Annotated in this window: 15 protein-coding genes; 9 read left to right on the top strand and 6 right to left on the bottom strand. The window is 74.3% G+C overall.

Annotation, left to right across the window (positions count from 1 at the left end; all coding sequences use genetic code 11):
* Window positions 1-33: 33 nt before the first annotated feature.
* From IEZ00_RS16995 to IEZ00_RS17005, 3 genes are all read right to left on the bottom strand, one after another.
* Window positions 34-750 carry a hypothetical protein gene (locus IEZ00_RS16995; protein ID WP_189224220.1) on the bottom strand — a complete coding sequence of 239 codons (717 nt, stop codon included), beginning with the start codon at window positions 748-750 and terminating at the stop codon, window positions 34-36.
* Window positions 751-1,000: 250 nt separating this feature from the next.
* A complete protein-coding gene (locus IEZ00_RS17000; RefSeq protein ID WP_189224221.1) occupies window positions 1,001-1,690 on the bottom strand; it encodes a hypothetical protein in 690 nt (229 codons plus the stop codon).
* Between the two features lie 199 nt (window positions 1,691-1,889).
* A complete protein-coding gene (locus IEZ00_RS17005; RefSeq protein WP_189224222.1) occupies window positions 1,890-2,207 on the bottom strand; it encodes a hypothetical protein in 318 nt (105 codons plus the stop codon).
* 64 nt (window positions 2,208-2,271) lie between these two features.
* On the opposite strand from IEZ00_RS17005, the gene IEZ00_RS17010 reads away from it, so the two are divergent.
* Window positions 2,272-3,354, top strand: a complete 1,083-nt coding sequence (locus IEZ00_RS17010) for an arginase family protein (RefSeq protein WP_229795821.1) — start codon at window positions 2,272-2,274, stop codon at window positions 3,352-3,354.
* Window positions 3,355-3,380: 26 nt separating this feature from the next.
* Here IEZ00_RS17010 and IEZ00_RS17015 read toward each other — a convergent pair whose 3' ends face one another.
* Window positions 3,381-3,707, bottom strand: a complete 327-nt coding sequence (locus IEZ00_RS17015) for a chorismate mutase (protein ID WP_189224223.1) — start codon at window positions 3,705-3,707, stop codon at window positions 3,381-3,383.
* A 216-nt stretch (window positions 3,708-3,923) separates the two neighbouring features.
* Here IEZ00_RS17015 and pcrA point away from each other — a divergent pair, with 216 nt between their 5' ends.
* Complete coding sequence (gene pcrA, locus IEZ00_RS17020) at window positions 3,924-6,236, top strand: DNA helicase PcrA (RefSeq protein WP_189224224.1); 2,313 nt, start codon at window positions 3,924-3,926, stop codon at window positions 6,234-6,236.
* A 447-nt stretch (window positions 6,237-6,683) separates the two neighbouring features.
* Here pcrA and IEZ00_RS17025 read toward each other — a convergent pair whose 3' ends face one another.
* Both IEZ00_RS17025 and IEZ00_RS17030 read right to left on the bottom strand, forming a co-directional pair.
* Window positions 6,684-7,436, bottom strand: a complete 753-nt coding sequence (locus IEZ00_RS17025; protein WP_229795824.1) for a M23 family metallopeptidase — start codon at window positions 7,434-7,436, stop codon at window positions 6,684-6,686.
* Between the two features lie 226 nt (window positions 7,437-7,662).
* Complete coding sequence (locus IEZ00_RS17030; RefSeq protein ID WP_229795827.1) at window positions 7,663-8,679, bottom strand: alpha/beta fold hydrolase; 1,017 nt, start codon at window positions 8,677-8,679, stop codon at window positions 7,663-7,665.
* 243 nt (window positions 8,680-8,922) lie between these two features.
* Between IEZ00_RS17030 and IEZ00_RS17035 the strand changes: the two genes are divergently transcribed.
* From IEZ00_RS17035 to purH, 7 genes are all read left to right on the top strand, one after another.
* A complete protein-coding gene (locus IEZ00_RS17035; protein ID WP_189224226.1) occupies window positions 8,923-10,557 on the top strand; it encodes a hypothetical protein in 1,635 nt (544 codons plus the stop codon).
* A 246-nt stretch (window positions 10,558-10,803) separates the two neighbouring features.
* Complete coding sequence (sucC, locus tag IEZ00_RS17040; RefSeq protein ID WP_189224227.1) at window positions 10,804-11,973, top strand: ADP-forming succinate--CoA ligase subunit beta; 1,170 nt, start codon at window positions 10,804-10,806, stop codon at window positions 11,971-11,973.
* Between the two features lie 2 nt (window positions 11,974-11,975).
* Window positions 11,976-12,866, top strand: coding sequence for a succinate--CoA ligase subunit alpha (sucD, locus tag IEZ00_RS17045; RefSeq protein ID WP_189224228.1), 891 nt, complete (start codon window positions 11,976-11,978; stop codon window positions 12,864-12,866).
* 178 nt (window positions 12,867-13,044) lie between these two features.
* Complete coding sequence (locus IEZ00_RS17050) at window positions 13,045-13,734, top strand: DUF5336 domain-containing protein (RefSeq protein WP_189224229.1); 690 nt, start codon at window positions 13,045-13,047, stop codon at window positions 13,732-13,734.
* 109 nt (window positions 13,735-13,843) lie between these two features.
* The gene (locus IEZ00_RS17055) at window positions 13,844-15,259 is read left to right on the top strand and encodes a cell division protein PerM (protein ID WP_189224230.1); all 1,416 of its coding nucleotides are present in this window, start codon (window positions 13,844-13,846) and stop codon (window positions 15,257-15,259) included.
* 57 nt (window positions 15,260-15,316) lie between these two features.
* Complete coding sequence (gene purN / locus IEZ00_RS17060) at window positions 15,317-15,952, top strand: phosphoribosylglycinamide formyltransferase (protein ID WP_189224317.1); 636 nt, start codon at window positions 15,317-15,319, stop codon at window positions 15,950-15,952.
* Window positions 15,949-17,526, top strand: coding sequence for a bifunctional phosphoribosylaminoimidazolecarboxamide formyltransferase/IMP cyclohydrolase (purH, locus tag IEZ00_RS17065; protein WP_189224231.1), 1,578 nt, complete (start codon window positions 15,949-15,951; stop codon window positions 17,524-17,526). The genes purN and purH overlap by 4 nt, the downstream gene beginning before the upstream one ends.
* Window positions 17,527-17,543: the final 17 nt, after the last annotated feature.

Genomic DNA, 17,543 nt, shown 5'->3' on the forward strand with positions numbered 1-17,543 from the left:
CACGGGAACATTTCGCTACGCACCGTGAAAATTTCAGCTGCGCTGGGCGGACAGCACTTCGGAGCCGACGATGCGCGGCGTGGTCGTGTCGGTCAGCCGGAACAGCTGCTCGACCCGCATCCAGCGCCCGTCCGCCTCCTGCACCGACACCACCGCCAGCACCGAGCCGTCCGGTCGCAGCGAGGCCGACTCGACGCGGACCGCGCGGACGCGGCTCCACGCCGCGGCGAAGTCGGCGGTGCTGCCGCCGATCAGCTCCGCCGACAGCAGCCCGGCCGCCGCGGCAGGCTCGGCGGGCAGCAGCTCGTAGAACCGGCGCACCACGTCGACCTGCGGCTTCGGGCCGGTGACCAGGTCGGGCGGGGGCGTGATCCGCGACGGGCCCGCCTGCCCGGTCGGACGCGCCGCCCCGGCCGACCCCGGTGCGTCCGCGCCGGGGCCGCCCAGCTCCGCGCTGAGCAGGTCCGGTCGCAGCGCGGCCGAGCCGTCGATGTCCACCGGCGGCTCGGCGCTGGGCGGCACCGGACCCGCCGCGCGGTGGCCCGCCAGCACGGAGACGATCGCGACCACGGCCAGCAGCGCCAGCGCCCCGCCGACCAGGCCCACCGCCCTGGCGGCCCGGTTGACCCGATGGGGCGGCGGCTCCGGCGGGTCCTCGCCGAGCAGCTCCGCGAGCAGCGCCTCGGTGGCGGCCCGCTCCCCGGACGGCAGGCGGGGCGGGGTCGGCTGCTTGCGGATCAGCTCGGCCACGCTGACCGACCCTGCGCGGTCACGCCTGCGACCGCTCGTCGTGGGACGCTGCACGGGAGACTCCTCGGTACCGTCGTCGCGTGCACTCGTACCGCGCCTGACCGGCGGTAATCCAGCACCGCGGCGCCGAGTTCACCCCTTCGAGGCGGCAGGCGGTCGCCCGCTGTCACCCGACCGGAGCAAGGTGTACGCGCCGTGCGCGCCGCCCACCGCTGCGCCCGCCCACGGGCCGCTGCCGGTGGCGCCGTCCTCAGCGGGTGATCCGCAGCGTGCCCGCCGGGTCGACCGCAGGGTCGACCGCCACATCGGCGACCCGGACCCGCGACACCTCGACGAACCGCTGCCGCAGCAGCGCCCCCGCGCCCGCGCGGAAGTCGTCGGTGGCCAGCGCCAGCGCGGTGTCGGCGTCGGCGACCACCCCGGCGTAGAACCGCTCGGTGCGGGTGGCGATGGCCTTCCCGTCCACCACCGGCGACGCGCCGGACGGCCTGACGGCCGCCACCGGGGTCGGCGCGGCCACGCCGGGCGGTTCGACGGGCGCGCCGCGAACCGGCGCCCCGTCCGACGGACCCGCCGCCTCGGCGCCCGCCGCCGGGGTCTGGTCGTGCCGCCGGTCGCGGAGCTGGTCGGGGAACCGCTCGGCGGCCGGGCCCGCGAGCCCGCCGGTGAGCCTGCCCGCGATCCCCGGCAGGTGGACGGCGGGCGGCGGCGTGCTGGTGGTCAAGACGGGCAGCAGCGGCCCCTCCGGGGGGTAGCCCGGCAGCGCGATCCGCTCGTCCGGGCCGGAGCTGACCAGCTCCGCGGCGGCCACGGCCAGCCCGACCAGCACGGCCGCCGAGGACAGCACCGCGAACCAGGCCGCGCGCCTCCAGGTCTTCGGCGGCGTCACCGACGCGGGCACCAGGCCGATGTTGAACTTGCCGAGGCCCACGGCTGCCAAGTCCGGGTCCTGGTCCACCTCGGGCGGCCCTCCGCACGCGGGCCGGTGCCTGTCAGGTCGTGGTGCTCCCGCCTCGTTGCCCATGCTGCGCAGCCCTCTCCACCCCTACGGTCGGACGCCCGCTCAGATTAGGTCGGACGAGGGGGAACAGCGCCTCGGATCAGCCTTGTGACGCGGAGTGACACACCTCCGTGTGAATTCAGCCCCCGCTGTTCAGCCGCTTGCGGGTGCCCTGCAGCGCGTTGGTGGCGGCCAGCCCGGCGCCGCCCGCGACCAGCGCGCCGATGATGTCGGCCGAGACCGTCTCACCGGAGTTGATCAGCAGGCCGAGCAGCGCCGCGGCCGTGGTCACCCCGGCGACGGTCCAGCGCCCGCGCACGTACTGCGCGATCGGGGCGCCCGCCGCCCGCTTGGCCTTGGCGGCCGACCCGAGCATGGCCAGGTAGCCGTCGTGCGCCAAGGCGGCGAGCACGCCCACGATGGCGATGAGTGCGGTGATCAGGCCGATGACGTCCATGCGACCAGTGTGCCCCGCCCGGAACCCGCTGGACCATCCGTGATCGCCCTGATATCCCGTCCCGGTGGAACTGTTCTGGCACGACGCCTGCCTAGCGCACGACACCGGGACCGGGCTGTGGGAGCTGCCCGGCCGGTGGGAGTGGCTGGACCTGCCGGAGCCGCACCCGGAGAACGCCGCCCGCCTGCGCACCTTCCGGCACGCGCTGCGGCACGGCCCGGTCGCCCCGCACCTGACCTGGTGCGCCGGTCGCCTGGCCACCGACGAGGAGCTGCGGCGCGTGCACACCCCCGCCTACCTGGCCGCCCTGGAGGCCGCCTGCGCGGGCCCGGACCCGGTGGCGCTGGAGGTCAACACCGTCGTCGGCCCCGGCTCCTGGGACGCCGTGCGCGCCGCCGCGGGCACCGCGCTGGCCGCCTGGGAGGCGGTGGCCGACGGCCGCACCCGGCTGGCCTACGCGCTGGTCCGCCCGCCCGGCCACCACGCCCAGCCCGCCGCGGCCGACGGGTACTGCCTGGTCAACAACGCCGCGCTGGTCGCCGAGACGGCCCGGCGCGCGGGCCGCCGGGTGGCCGTCCTGGACTGGGACGTGCACCACGGCAACGGCACCCAGGAGGTCTTCCGCGCCGACCCGGACGTGCTCACCGCGTCGATCCACATGCGGCACGGGCCGTGGGGCGAGAACCACCGGCAGACCGGCGCCCCCGAGGAGGAGGCCGAGGCCAACATCAACGTCGAGCTGTCGCTGGGCGCGGGCGACCGCGCGTACGCGCGCGCGTTGGACGAGGTCGTCGTCCCGGCGCTGCGCGAGTTCGGCGCGGACTTCCTGGTGTGCGCCTCGGGGTTCGACGGGTCGGCGTTCGACCCCAACGGCAGGCACAACCTCACCGCGGGCGGCTACCGGGCGATCGGCCGCCGGGTCGCGGCGCTCGACCTGCCCACCGTGCTCACCCAGGAGGGCGGCTACCTGCGCGGGTACGCGGCGCTGTGCCTGCACGCCCTGGTCGAGGGCCTGCTGGGGCTGGAGCTGCTGGAGGACCCGCTGGCCTACGTGCCCGACGACACCCAGCTGGTGGACCGCGACCTGGCTCGGGTGCGGGCCGCGCTGGCCGGGCGGTGGCGCTTCGCCAGGGCGCCCCGGAGCTGAGGGGCGCCCTGGCCGCGGCGCGGCCCCTACCGGCCCAGCGCGCCGCGGCCGAGGCGGAGCAGGATCAGCGCCAGGTCGCGCCCCTCCGGACCGAGGTCCTTGTAGCGGTTGATGACGTCGATCTCCCGGTTGTGCACGATCTTGGGGCCGCCCGCGGCCATCCGGGCGGCGCCGATCAGCTTGGAGACCTCGACGCGCCGCTTCACCAGGCGCAGCAGCTCCGCGTCCAGGTGGTCGATCTCCCGGCGCAGCGCGTCGATGTCCTGGGCGGGGGCGCTGTCCCCGGTGTTGCCCGCGGCGTTCTCCGTGACGCTCTCGGCGGCGCTCTCCGGGGCGGTGTCGGTGCTGTTCATCGTGACCTCTCGACTCTGCTGGGGGAGTCCCTGGTCCGGAAGCGGCGAAGCCCCGGGTCCGAGGACTCCGGGGCTTCGTGGTGGCTTGATCGCGCTAGCGGGCCACGGGAGCCGGAGTCCGGTTCCCGTAGAAAAAGTCGAATGCGGCCGCGAGCACGACGCCATCATGCCACAAGCGCTCGGGGCGGCGCGGTCAACCGGTAACGTGGAACCACGATGAGCGCCTTGTTCGACTTGCCCGCAAGTCCCCCCTCCCCCCGGTCCGGTCGGCTGCTGGAGGACCTCAACCCGGCCCAGCGCAGGGCGGTCGAGCACGCCGGTTCGCCGCTGCTGGTCGTCGCGGGCGCGGGGTCCGGCAAGACCCGCGTGCTCACCCGCCGCATCGCCTACCTGCTCGCCGAGCGCGGCGCGCACCCCGGCGAGATCATGGCCATCACGTTCACCAACAAGGCCGCCGCGGAGATGAAGGAGCGGGTGGCCGACCTGGTGGGGCCGCGCGCCCGGTCGATGTGGGTCTCCACGTTCCACTCGATGTGCGTGCGGATCATGCGCCGCGAGGCCAAGACCCTGGGCATGTCGTCGAGCTTCTCCATCTACGACTCCGACGACACCCGCAGGCTGATCACGCTGGTGGCCCGCGACCTGGACCTGGACCCCAAGCGCTACCCGGCGCGCACGCTGGCCGTGCAGATCTCGAACCTGAAGAACGAGCTGGTCGACGCCGAGACCGCGCGCGAGCGCGCCACCAACGACCTGGAGCGCCGGGTCGCCGAGGTGTACGCGAGCTACCAGCGCAGGCTGGTCGAGTCCAACTCGCTGGACTTCGACGACCTGATCATGCGCACGGTCGAGCTGCTGCAGGTCTTCCCGGACGTGGCCGAGCACTACCGCCGCCGCTTCCGGCACGTGCTGGTCGACGAGTACCAGGACACCAACCACGCCCAGTACACGCTGGTCCGCGAGCTGGTCGGCACCGGAGCGGGCGGCGTCCCGCCCGCCGAGCTGTGCGTGGTGGGCGACGCCGACCAGTCGATCTACGCCTTCCGGGGCGCGACGATCCGCAACATCGTGGAGTTCGAGCGCGACTACCCGCAGGCGACCACCATCCTGCTGGAGCAGAACTACCGGTCCACGCAGACCATCCTGACCGCCGCCAACGCGGTCATCTCGCGCAACCCGGACCGGCGCGACAAGCGGCTGTGGAGCGACCTGGGCGACGGCGAGAAGATCGTCGGCTACGTCGCCGACAACGAGCACGACGAGGCCGCGTTCGTGGCCGGGGAGATCGACCGGCTGGTCGACAGCGGCGAGGTGGCCAACGGCGAGATCGCCGTGTTCTACCGGACCAACAACCAGTCCCGCGTGTTCGAGGAGATCTTCATCCGGCTGGGCCTGCCCTACCGGGTGGTCGGCGGTGTCCGCTTCTACGAGCGGCGCGAGGTCCGCGACGCGCTGGCCTACCTGCGGGTGCTGGCCAACCCGGAGGACACGGTGTCGCTGCGGCGGGTGCTCAACGTGCCCAAGCGCGGCATCGGCGACCGGGCCGAGGCGTGCGTGTCGACCTACGCCGAGCGCGAGCGGATCAGCTTCGCCCAGGCGCTGCGCGAGGCCGTGCGCGGCAGGGTGCCGCTGCTCAACCCGCGCTCGCAGCGCGCCATCGCCGGGTTCGTCGAGCTGCTGGACGAGCTGGGCGCGATGGTCGAGCGCGGCGACGACGTGGCCGACGTGCTGGAGGCGGTGCTCGACCGCACCGCCTACCGGGCCGAGCTGGAGGCCAGCGACGACCCCCAGGACCACACCCGCGTGGAGAACCTGAACGAGCTGGTCACCGTGGCCCGCGAGTTCGGCGACCTGAGCGCGGCGGTCCCGGTGCCCGACGAGGACGAGGGGCTGCCGCGAGAGGGCTCGCTGGCGGCGTTCCTGGAGCGGGTGTCGCTGGTGGCCGACGCGGACTCGGTGCCGGACGCGGAGTCCGACGGGGTGGTCACGCTGATGACCCTGCACACCGCCAAGGGCCTGGAGTACCCGGTGGTGTTCTGCACCGGGTGGGAGGACGGCGTCTTCCCGCACCTGCGGGCGCTGGGCGACCCGGCGGAGCTGTCGGAGGAGCGCAGGCTGGCCTACGTGGGCATCACGCGGGCCCAGCGGCGGCTGTACCTGTCGCGGGCGCTGGTGCGCTCGGCGTGGGGCCAGCCGTCGGCCAACCCGGCGTCGCGGTTCCTGGACGAGATCCCGGCCGACCTGGTGGAGTGGCGGCGGGTGGAGCCGAGGCGCTCCGCCCCCTCGACGGCCACCACGTGGACCCGCCGCGCCGAGCCGACGCGCCCCGCCCCCTCGGCGAAGGGCTGGCAGGACACCCCGGCGATCAAGCTGGAGGTGGGCGACCGGGTCAGCCACGACAAGTACGGGCTGGGCTCGGTGGTGGCGGTGGACGGCTCAGGGCCGCGCGCCACGGCCACCATCGACTTCGGCTCCTCCGGCACGGTGCGGCTGATGCTGATCGGCGGCGTCCCCCTGGTGAAGCTCTAGCCCCGGACCCGCGCGTCCGGGCAGGCCGGGCGGTGTTCACGGGCACTTTCCGACGACCACGCAACCTCCGCGGCACCCGCGCGTCTGTAGGGGTGTTCCAAGCGGGTTGGCCGGCGTGTTCGGGGCGCACCGGTCAGGGGGCCGGTTGGGGCGTCGAGGGGGAGGCGGGCACCGCGCGGGGGCGGGGTCCGCGACGAGAGGGGATGACCCCAGGGGGGACCGCGCAGGAGGGTCCACAGGGGTTGGGGCCGGGTCGCATCGCGACCCGGCCCCTTTCGCTGTCCCGGAATTGTCGTACCCCTCTGCTTTGATGGCGATCAAGGGGAACGACGGGGGTGTGCGGTGTGGACGACGTGGTGGCCGGGCTCGGGGGAGGCGGGCCGATCACGTGGTCCGCACGCGCGTGGGGGCCGCACCGGGTCGGTGCGGCCCCCACGCGGGCGCTTGTCAGACGCTGATGCCCTTGGAGTTCAGCCAGGTCAGCGGGTTGATCCGCCTGCTGTCCGCGTCCCAGACCTCGAAGTGCAGGTGCGGGCCGGTGGAGAAGCCGCGGTTGCCCATCCTGGCGATCTGCTGGCCCGCCTGGACCCGCTGGCCCTTGCGGACGGAGTAGGTGTCCATGTGGCCGTACACGGTGACCATGCCGTCGTCGTGCTGGATCTTGACCCACAGGCCGTACCCGCTGGCCTCGCCCGCCTCGATGACGACGCCGTCGGCGGCGGCGTAGAGGGGGGTGCCGATGGGGCCGGCGATGTCGATGCCGTAGTGCATCTCGCCCCAGCGGCCGCCGTAGCCGGAGGTGTACGAGCCCTTGGCGGGCAGCGCGTACTTGGGGCGGCGGGCCTCGGCCTCGGCGGCCTCGCGGGCCTCGCTGATGCGCTGGCTCTTGGCGAGCTTCTGGGCCTCCACGGCCGAGTCCACCGTCTTGGCGACGGGGAGCACCTGGGGCGCGGCGGCGCCGGAGCCGCCGACGCCGAACGCGGCGGCGCCCTCCTTGGCGTTGGCCAGCGGGGTGACCTCGTCGGTGGAGGAGGAAGGGGTGCCCAGCGCCTGCAGCGTCTGCGCGGCGCCCGCCGCGGCGAACGCGCCTACCGCGACGGCGGCGACGACGATGCGGCCGCGCAGGGCCGACGGAGGCGGCGGCAGCCGGTGCGTGGCGACAGCGCGCGTGGACGCGCGGTCGACCGCCTCGTCGAGCACTTCCGAACCTGCCTGGCCGCCGGGGGAGCGGTGTCGGGACAAAACCTGGCCTTCCGTCTTCGGGGAGTCCGGTCGGGGGGACACCGGGCGGGGGATCCCGGTTGAGCCGGTCGGGGTACCGACTCGTTGTCCAGCTCGTGACCAGACCGTGACAACGGACCGGGGGAAGATAACGGGACGGAAGCCCGGAGAGCAATCCCCTGTGCCGATGTCTACCGAATAGCCGTCATACGGATGGCCCAGTGGCGACGGCGTGACCGCCCGTCGATCCCTTAGGGGTAAACCCCGTGGGTACAGGCACGATGGGGTGCGGTTCGACGTCGTCCGGACGGGTGATGGCGGTCACCACTGCGTGCACGGTGCGGCTGTCGACAGGCAGCGAAAGGTGACCCGAATCACGTATCTGGTGCTCCTCGACGTGCAACGCCGGGTGCTCCAACCGGGCGTTGCGCTGCGGGATGATCACCTGGTCCATCTCGCTCCACACCACGACGAACCGCGTGCGGCACGGCCGGGTGCACTCGGCCAGCTCCCGCAGCAGTTCCGACCCCGGCCTGAGCTGCCTGGTCAGCGAGGTGGGGAACAGGTAGGCGGCCAGCGTCCCGCCGTGCGGCGACCCCAGGGTCACCAGCGTCTTCACCCGCGCGTCGCCACGCAGGCGCTGCACGTAGTAGCGGGCGATGAGCCCGCCCAGCGAGTGCCCGACCACGTGCACGCGGTCGGCGCCCGTCTGCTCGCAGACGCGCTCGACGTGCTCGCCCAGCAGCGCGGCCGCGCGCCGGACATCACCGGTCAACGCGGTGAGCACGCTGTAGTTCACCGCGTGGACCACCCCGAAGCCCCGCCTCCGCAGCGCTCCCGACAGCACCGCGAAGGCGGAGCGGTTGTCCCCGATACCGTGCACCAGCACGATGGGGGTGCCCGCCGCGTCCATGGCCGAAACGACCAGGCCCCGCTGGCGCGGCGGCAGCCGGTCGGTCCGGTAGTGCCGGAGGGGTCCCTCCGGACGCAGTCGCTCCTCCAGCGCTCCCCACGGGTAGAGCACCGAGTGGGCCGCCAGCCACGCCGCCTCGACCGCGACACCGCGCAGCCCACCAGGCGATACGACGGTCCGGAAGATCGACGCGGCTTTGTCCGCCGCCGCCAGCGCGACCTTCGCCCCGAGCCCGGCACGGGCCCGGACCTCGCCCAGGCCGCGCAGCCCGATACCACCCGTACGGGTGAAAGTAGGTGACGGTTCCACGAACAGCGGATACCCGCCGCCAAACCTCGACCCCCGTCGCGGCGCCCCCCGGCGCCACCGCTCCTCCCGCCCCTCGCCAGTCCTGCCGAGCACCGCCAGGCCGGTGCTCCCCCGATGTGGAATTTCCCCGTTCCACCCCGCCCAACGAGCCGTCGCGGCGATCCATTCCCACCGGCGGGGGGACTTTCGGGCAAGGTTTCCGGGGGGATTCCACGGGACCGCCGCTTTGCTAGCGTCGGGCCGATGATCGGAACCGCTGAGCCGGTGTCCCCGGCCACCACCCGGCTCCGCGCGGCCCTCGCCACGAGCGTCGCGGGCGCGCTGCTGACCGCGCTGGGCCCGGTGCTGCGCGTGGTCGACCCGAGCGCCCCGCCCGCCTTCACCGCGTGGCCGCTGCTCGCCCCGCTGGCACTGGCCCCGGTCGCCGCCGCCGCGCTGCTGCTCTCCAGGGGGCGGACCAGCGCCGCCGCGGCGGCACTGGTGGCCATCGGCGCCTTCGCCCCCGGCGCGGCGCTGCGCGACCTCCAGCTCGCGGTGGCCCCGACCGGCGCGGCCCGCCCCGAGCTGTTCCGCCAGACCAGCCTGACCGCCCCCACCCCGACCACCGGCCTGTGGCTGCTGCTCGCGGGCCACGCCCTGATCCTCGTCGCGGCGCTGCTCGCGGCCACCGCGCCGGGCGAGCCGGACGGCGGCGCGGGCCGCCCCCGGTTCGGCCGCACCGCGACCGCGGGCGTGATCGCGGCGGTCGGCCTGCTCATGGCCCCCTTCACGGCCACCGACGCGCTGATCCCGGTGCGGGGCGCGCTGGACTCGCCCGCGCTGGTCATGGCGGGCGGCGCGCTGCTGGCCGCGGCGGCCGCCCTGGTGGGCGTGGTGGCGGCCAGCGCGGCCGACGCCGAGCGGCGGCGCGGCGCGCTGCTGAGCGGGGCCGCGGTCCTGCTGGGCCTGGCGCTGCCCCCGGTCGCGGCCGGGCTGCTGGTGGACGGCCTCGGCCTGGCGGCGGGCCCGTTCCTGGTGCTGGTGGGCGCGGTGGTCTTCGCGTGGCCGGAGACCGAGCGGCCCGACCGCGCGGTGGAGCTGCCCGGCGGGCGCCGCCTGCACCGGGTCGCCGCCGGGCTGGGACTGCTGGCCGCCGCGGCCGCCGCGGCGGGCGCCGCCGCGCCGCAGCTGACCCTGCCCGAGGGGCTGGCCCAGCCCAACGACTACGCCGCCCGCCCGCTGTGGCCCGCCGCCGCGCTGGTCGCCGCGCTGGCCCTGGCCCTGCTCGCGCGCACCGCCGTCCGCCCGGCGTTCGCGGTCGCCCTGGTCGTGCTGCCGATGACCGCGGCGGGCGCGCTGGACGCGGCGTTCGCCGCCACGCGGGTGCAGTCGGTCCAGCCCGGTCCCGGCGTGTGGTTCACCGCGCTGTCGGTCCTGGTCGCCGCGGTCGCCGCGGTCGCCGCCGCGGTGGCGGGCTCGGTCGAGCGCGACGAGGACGGCGCGGCACCCCAGGGCCGGGTCCCGCTGCCGCCGCTGGCCGCCACCCTGATCGCCGCGCTGCTGGCCGTGGGCGCGTTCGTCCTGCCCGTGCTGCGCGCGGCCGACTTCGTCGCCATCGGCGCGCTCGACCTGCGGATCGGCTCGTGGGGGCTGCTGCTGGCGCTGGCCACCGTGCTGGCCGCGGCGGCGGTGGCGCCGCGAGCCCGACCGGGGCGCGGCGCGGCCGTGCTGCTGGGCGCGGCGCTGGTGCTGGCCGTGCGCGCCCTGGAGTACCCGCTGACCGCCGCCCGCGCCCAGGACGCCACCCCCGGGCCGGGGCTGTGGCTGGCACTGGCGGGCGCGCTGGCGTTCACGGCCGCCTGCGCGCTGAACACGACCCGGCGCACGACCTCACGCTGATCTGAACCGGTGTGGTGATCGACCTCACCACCCGTTATGACCCACCTCACGGGCAGCGGATGCGGCTGGGTCCGGCCCGGTCGATAGTGTCTTGCGCAGCCGCGTCGAGCCGGTCCCCACCACGGCTATGCCGGCGTTCCAGGTGATGCCTGGTACGTGTGGGCACCAGGCTCCAGCCTGGAGCGCCGGACCAGCGAGGACCGCACCCGGACGCGGCGTCCGACACCGACGTCGCAGGAGACCCGAGTGGACCTGTACGAGTACCAGGCGAAGGACCTCTTCGCCGCCCACGACGTCCCGGTACTGCCGGGCGACGTGGCGAGCACCCCCGCCGAGGCCAAGGCCATCGCCGAGCGCTTCGGCCAGACCGTCGTGGTCAAGGCCCAGGTCAAGACGGGTGGCCGGGGCAAGGCGGGCGGCGTCAAGCTCGCCGAGACCCCGGACGAGACCGAGGCCAAGGCCGAGGCCATCCTCGGGCTGGACATCAAGGGCCACGTCGTGCACCGCGTGCTGGTGACGCCCGCGTCCGACATCGCCGAGGAGTACTACTTCTCCTTCCTGCTCGACCGCGCCAACCGGACCTTCCTGGCGATGGCCTCGGTCGAGGGCGGCATGGACATCGAGGAGGTCGCCGCCACCAAGCCCGAGGCGCTGGCCAAGGTCCCGGTGGACGCCGCCAAGGGCGTCGACCTGGCCAAGGCCCAGGAGATCGTGGCCGCGGCCAAGTTCCCCGCCGAGGTCGCCGACCAGGTGGCCGAGGTCATCGTGAAGCTCTGGGACACCTTCGTGTCCGAGGACGCCACGCTGGTCGAGGTCAACCCGCTGGTGCGCGACCCCGAGGGCAAGATCGTCGCCCTGGACGGCAAGGTGACGCTGGACGACAACGCGTCCTTCCGCCACCCCGCGCACGCGGACCTGGTCGACAAGCAGACCGAGGACCCGCTGGAGGCCAAGGCCAAGGCCAAGGACCTCAACTACGTCAAGCTCGACGGCCAGGTCGGCATCATCGGCAACGGCGCCGGTCTGGTCATGTCCACCCTCGACGTGGTGGCCTACGCGGGCGAGAAGCACAAGGGCGTCAAGCCCGCGAACTTCCTCGACATCGGCGGCGGCGCGTCCGCCGAGGTCATGGCCAACGGCCTGGACATCATCCTGGGCGACCCGGACGTGCGCAGCGTGTTCGTCAACGTCTTCGGCGGCATCACCGCCTGCGACGCGGTGGCCAACGGCATCGTCAAGGCCCTGGAGATGCTGGGCGACGAGGCGAGCAAGCCGCTGGTCGTGCGCCTGGACGGCAACAACGTGGAGGAGGGCCGCCGCATCCTGGCCGAGGCCAACCACCCGCTGGTGACCGTGGTGGACACTATGGACAACGCGGCCGACAAGGCCGCCGAGCTCGCGGCTGCGGGGGTCTGACGATGGCGATCTTCATCAACAAGGACAGCAAGGTCATCGTCCAGGGCATGACCGGCGCCGAGGGCACCAAGCACACCAAGCGGATGCTGGCCTCGGGCACCACCATCGTCGGCGGCGTGAACCCGCGCAAGGCGGGCGAGAAGGTCGACTTCGACGGCACCGTGCTGCCGGTGTTCGGCACCGTGGCCGAGGCCATGGAGGCCACCGGCGCGGACGTGACCGTGATCTTCGTGCCGCCCGCGTTCGCCAAGGCCGCGGTGATCGAGGCCATCGACGCGGGCATCGGCCTGGCCGTGGTGATCACCGAGGGCATCCCGGTGCACGACACCGCCGCCTTCTGGGCGCACGCCGTGGCCACCGGCAACAAGACCCGGATCATCGGCCCGAACTGCCCCGGCCTGATCAGCCCCGGCCAGTCCAACGCGGGCATCATCCCGGCCAACATTTCCGGGCCGGGCAAGATCGGCCTGGTGTCCAAGTCGGGCACGCTGACCTACCAGATGATGTACGAGCTGCGCGACTTCGGCTTCTCCACCGCCATCGGCATCGGCGGCGACCCGATCATCGGCACCACCCACATCGACGCCCTCAAGGCCTTCCAGGAGGACCCGGAGACCGAGGCGATCGTGATGATCGGCGAGATCGGCGGCGACGCCGAGGAGCGGGCCGCGGCCTACATCAAGGACAACGTGACCAAGCCCGTCGTGGGCTACGTCGCCGGCTTCACCGCCCCCGAGGGCAAGACCATGGGCCACGCGGGCGCCATCGTCTCCGGCTCGGCGGGCACCGCCCAGGCCAAGAAGGAGGCCCTGGAGGCGGCCGGCGTCAAGGTCGGCAAGACGCCCAGCGAGACCGCCGCGCTCATGCGCGAGATCATGAGCTCGATCGGCTGATCGCAGCCCAGCGCTGACCGCAGGGGCCGTTCCCACCGGGAGCGGCCCCTGTCGTCGTGATCACCCGAAGTGTCCGGGGCCGGGGGGAACCAACCAGGTCCGGTCATCGTCGGAGAGTGCGCATCGGCTAGCGTTCTGCCGTCGCTAGTAGTCCGTCGGTGGAGGAGGAGACCTCACCATGTCCGTGCCGTACGGCGCCCCTCAGCAGCAGCCGGGTCCGGCGCAGCCGGCGGTGGGCCTGAACCTGAACCTGATCCTCCCGCTGGTCGGCGCGGGCTTCGGCGCCATCGCCTACCTGCTCGCGTTCGCCGATGACGCGCGCGGGCTCGGCGGCCTCGAGTTCCTGCTCGCCGCGGCCGTGCTGGCGGGCCTGTCGGTGCTGCCCAAGGCCCCCCGGCTGCTGCCCGCCGCCGCGGTGCTGTCCGTGGTGCCGACGCTGCTGCTCCTGCAGGGCCTGATCGCCAGCGAGCTGGACGTCAAGGGCATGCAGATCGTCATGCTGATCGTGGCGCTGCTGGAGAGCGCGGCGATCGTGCTCGCCCTGCTGATGGACGCGGGCGTGGTGAAGTTCGAGCCCAAGCCCGCCAACCCGTACGGCGGTCAGCCGGGCGGGTGGAACCCGCAGTCCGGTGGCTTCCCGCAGCAGGGGCAGCCCGCCCCGCAGCAGTACGGCCCGCCGTCGGGCCAGTTCGGCCAGCAGCAGCCGCCGCAGCCGCAGGCCCCGCAGCAGGCCCAAGCCCCGCAGCCGACCTCGTACATGCCGCAGCCGGGCCAGTTCGCCCAGCCCACCCAGCAGCCGGGCCAGCAGCAGCCGGGCCAGCAGCCGGGCACGCCGCCCGGTGGGTTCGGCGGTCAGCAGCAGAGCTGAGACCGGGCATGTGAGCCGGGAGAGGGGTGGCACCGCGTCGGTGCCACCCCTCTCCGCGTTTCCGGCGTGCCTCACCCGAACGGCCCATCGCGACTGAGACAGTGAGAAGATGTCGGTGCTGCAACCCACCTCGCACGGCGCCGTGACCGATTCCGTCCGGCCGCCCGAGTTCTCCCGCGCCGAGCACGCGCGGGTGCTCGCCACGACCGCGGCGGGTTCGGTGGTCGTCGGCTACGCCGCGGTCGCCGCGCTGCTGGCCCTGGTCTCCTCCACCGCCGCGCACGCCTCCTTCTCCACCACCGGGGTGCTGGCCGCGGCCGCCCCCGGCTGGCTGGTCGCCCACCACATCCCGGTGCGCTTCGACGGCGGCCAGCTGGGCGTGCTGCCGCTGCTGCCGACCGCGCTGGTGATGCTGCTGGTGTCCCGCGCGGCGGCGGGCGCGGCGGACCGGCTGGGGCTGTTCGAGCCGCTGCAGGCCAGGTCGGTGGTGTTCACCATCTCCGGCGCGCACGCCGTGGTGGGCGGGCTGATCGCGTTCCTGATGGGCGAGGCGGGGCCGGTGCGGGCGACGCCCGCGGTGGCGTTCTTCGGCTGCGCGGCGGTGTCCGGGGTCGCGGCGGTGGCGGGCGTGGCGCAGCGCTGCGGCCTGGTCGAGGTGCTGTTCGACCGGGTCGACCCGGTGGCCCGGCGCGGCTTGCGGGCGGGCGCGCTGGCGCTGTTCGCGCTGGCCGCGGCGGGCGCGCTGCTGCTGGCGGTGGGCCTGGCCACGTCGTGGCCGACCACCAGCGCGCTGTTCGACCAGGGCGGCGGCACGGTGGGCTCCGGCCTGGGGATCTGGCTGCTGTGCCTGGGCTACCTGCCCAACGCGGTGGTCGGCGCGATGTCGCTGACCACCGGCGCCGGGTTCTCCCTCGGCGCGGTGATGGTCAGCCCGACGGCGTTCAGCGGTGGACCGGTGCCCGCCATCCCGCTGCTGGCCGCGCTGCCCGAGCAGCAGCTGGGCCTGCTGCCCGCGGTGTTCGCGCTGCCCGGCGCGATCGGCGTGCTGGTGGGGCTGGCGCTGCGCACCGCGGCGAAGAGCCCGGCCACGCGGGTGCGGGCGGTGCTGGTGGCGGCGATGACCGCGGGTGTGGGGATGCTGGTGCTGGCCGCGGTCGCGGGCGGCAACCTCGGCAGCGGGGCGTTCACCCCGGTGACCGTCCCGGCGGGGCTGGCCGCGGTGCTCACCCTGGCCTGGATCGGCCTGCCCGGCGCGCTGGTGGCCTGGCTGGCGGGTCCGCGCCCGGCCGCCCCGCCCGCTCCGGTGCAGCCGCCCGTCGTCGTCGCCGCTGAAGCGGACGAGGACGATGAGGACGACGAAGACGACGAGGTGGAGTACGAGGAGGACGCCGAAGAGCTCGAAGAGGTCGCCGAGGAGGAGGAGGACGACTTCGACGAGCCCGACGGCGAGCCCGACAGGGAGCCCGCAGCCCCGGAGGACGATGAGGCGCGGGACGACCCGCCCCTGGCGGACAAGCCCGACTAGGCAACGCCTAGGCTGCTTCCTGAGCTGCTGTGACAGTCCCCAGCAAGGAGAAGCACGCTGAGCGCCGCGACCACACTCCGGCTTCCTGTCCCCGCGAGGGTCGTCGTCCTCGTCTCCGGCTCCGGCACCCTGCTGCAGGCGCTGTTGGACGCCGCGGCCGACCCCGGCTACCCGGTCGAGGTGGTCGCCGTCGGCGCGGACCGCGACGGCATCGAGGGCCTGGCCCGCGCCGAGCGCGCCGGGGTGCCCGGCTTCGCGGTGAAGCTGCGCGACCACGCCGACCGCGCCGCGTGGGACGCCGCGCTGGCCGAGGCGGTCGCCGCCCACGAACCCGACCTGGTGGTCTCCGCCGGGTTCATGAAGATCCTCGGACCGGCCTTCCTGGCCCGCTTCGGCGGCCGGATGGTCAACACCCACCCCGCCCTGCTGCCCGCCTTCCCCGGCGCGCACGGCGTCCGCGACGCGCTGGCCTACGGCGTCAAGGTCACCGGCGCGACCGTGCACCTGGTCGACGGCGGCGTGGACACCGGGCCGATCCTGGCCCAGGAGGCGGTGGTCGTCGGCCCCGAGGACGATGTCGAAAGCCTGCACGAGCGCATCAAGGTGGTGGAGCGGCGGCTGCTGGTCGAGGTGGTCGCGCGCCTGGCCCGCGAGGGCTGCACCGTGGACGGACGAAAGGTGAGCATCCCGTGACCACTCCTGCCGAGAGGCGACCGGTTCGTCGGGCCCTGATCGGGGTGTCCGACAAGTCGGGGCTGCTGGAACTGGCCGCGGGCCTGCACGCGGCCGGAGTCGAGGTCGTGTCCACCGGCGGCACCGCCAAGGCGCTGGCCGACGCGGGCGTGCCGGTGACCCCGGTGGAGCGGGTGACCGGCTTCCCGGAGGCGCTGGACGGCCGGGTCAAGACGCTGCACCCCAACGTGCACGCGGGCCTGCTGGCCGACACGCGGCGGCCCGAGCACGTCGCGCAGCTGGAGTCGCTGGGCATCGCGCCGTTCGACCTGCTGGTGGTCAACCTGTACCCGTTCGCGCGCACGGTCGCCTCCGGCGCGTCGCCCGACGAGTGCGTGGAGCAGATCGACATCGGCGGCCCGGCGATGGTGCGGGCGTCGGCCAAGAACCACGCCAGCGTCGCGGTCGTGGTCGACCCCAGCCGGTACGACTGGGTGCTGGAGCAGGTCAGGGCGGGCGGTTTCACGCTGGCCGACCGGCAGCGCCTGGCCGTGGACGCCTTCCGGCACACCGCGTCCTACGACGTGGCCGTGGCGTCCTGGATGGGCGACGTGCTCATCCCCGACGAGTCGGGCCTGCCCGGCTGGGTCGGGGCGACGTGGCAGCGCAAGCAGGTGCTGCGCTACGGCGAGAACCCGCACCAGCTGGCCGCCCTCTACACCGGCGGCGACGGCCGGGGCGGACTGGCGACCGCGGAGCAGCTGCACGGCAAGGAGATGTCGTACAACAACTACATCGACTCCGACGCGGCGTGGCGGGCTGCCTGGGACCACGAGCTGCCCTGCGTGGCGATCATCAAGCACGCCAACCCGTGCGGCATCGCAGTGTCCTCTTTGGAGGGTGCCGCGGCGATCGCCGAGGCGCACCGCAAGGCGCACGCGTGCGACCCGGTGAGCGCGTTCGGCGGGGTGATCGCGGCCAACCGCGAGGTCACCGTGGAGATGGCCGAGCAGGTCGCCGAGGTGTTCACCGAGGTGATCATCGCCCCGTCCTACGCCGACGGCGCGGTGGACGTGCTGATGCGCAAGAAGAACGTGCGCATCCTGGTCGCGCCGGAGCCGGTCCGCGGCGGCGCGGAGATGCGCGCGGTGTCGGGCGGCCTGCTGGTGCAGACCGCGGACACCATCGAAGCCGACGGCGACGACCCGGCCAAGTGGACGCTGGCCTGCGGCACGGCCCTGGACGAGCAGGGCCTGGCCGACCTGGCGTTCGCCTGGCGGGCCTGCCGCGCGGTGAAGTCCAACGCGATCCTGCTGGCGCACGACGGCGCGACCGTCGGCGCGGGCATGGGCCAGGTCAACCGGGTGGACGCGGCCAGGCTCGCGGTGGCGCGGGCCGGTGACCGGGCGCGCGGCGCGGTGGCCGCGTCGGACGCGTTCTTCCCGTTCCCGGACGGGCTGGAAGTGCTGCTGGAGGCCGGTGTGCGGGCGGTCGTGCAGCCGGGCGGCTCGGTGCGCGACGCGGAGGTCATCGCGGCGGCCGAGGCGGCGGGCGCGACGGTGTACCTGACGGGCACGCGGCACTTCGCGCACTGAGGACAGCGGGCGTCGGT

The sequence above is a fragment of the Saccharothrix coeruleofusca genome (assembly GCF_014648515.1).
Lineage (GTDB): Bacteria > Actinomycetota > Actinomycetes > Mycobacteriales > Pseudonocardiaceae > Actinosynnema > Actinosynnema coeruleofuscum.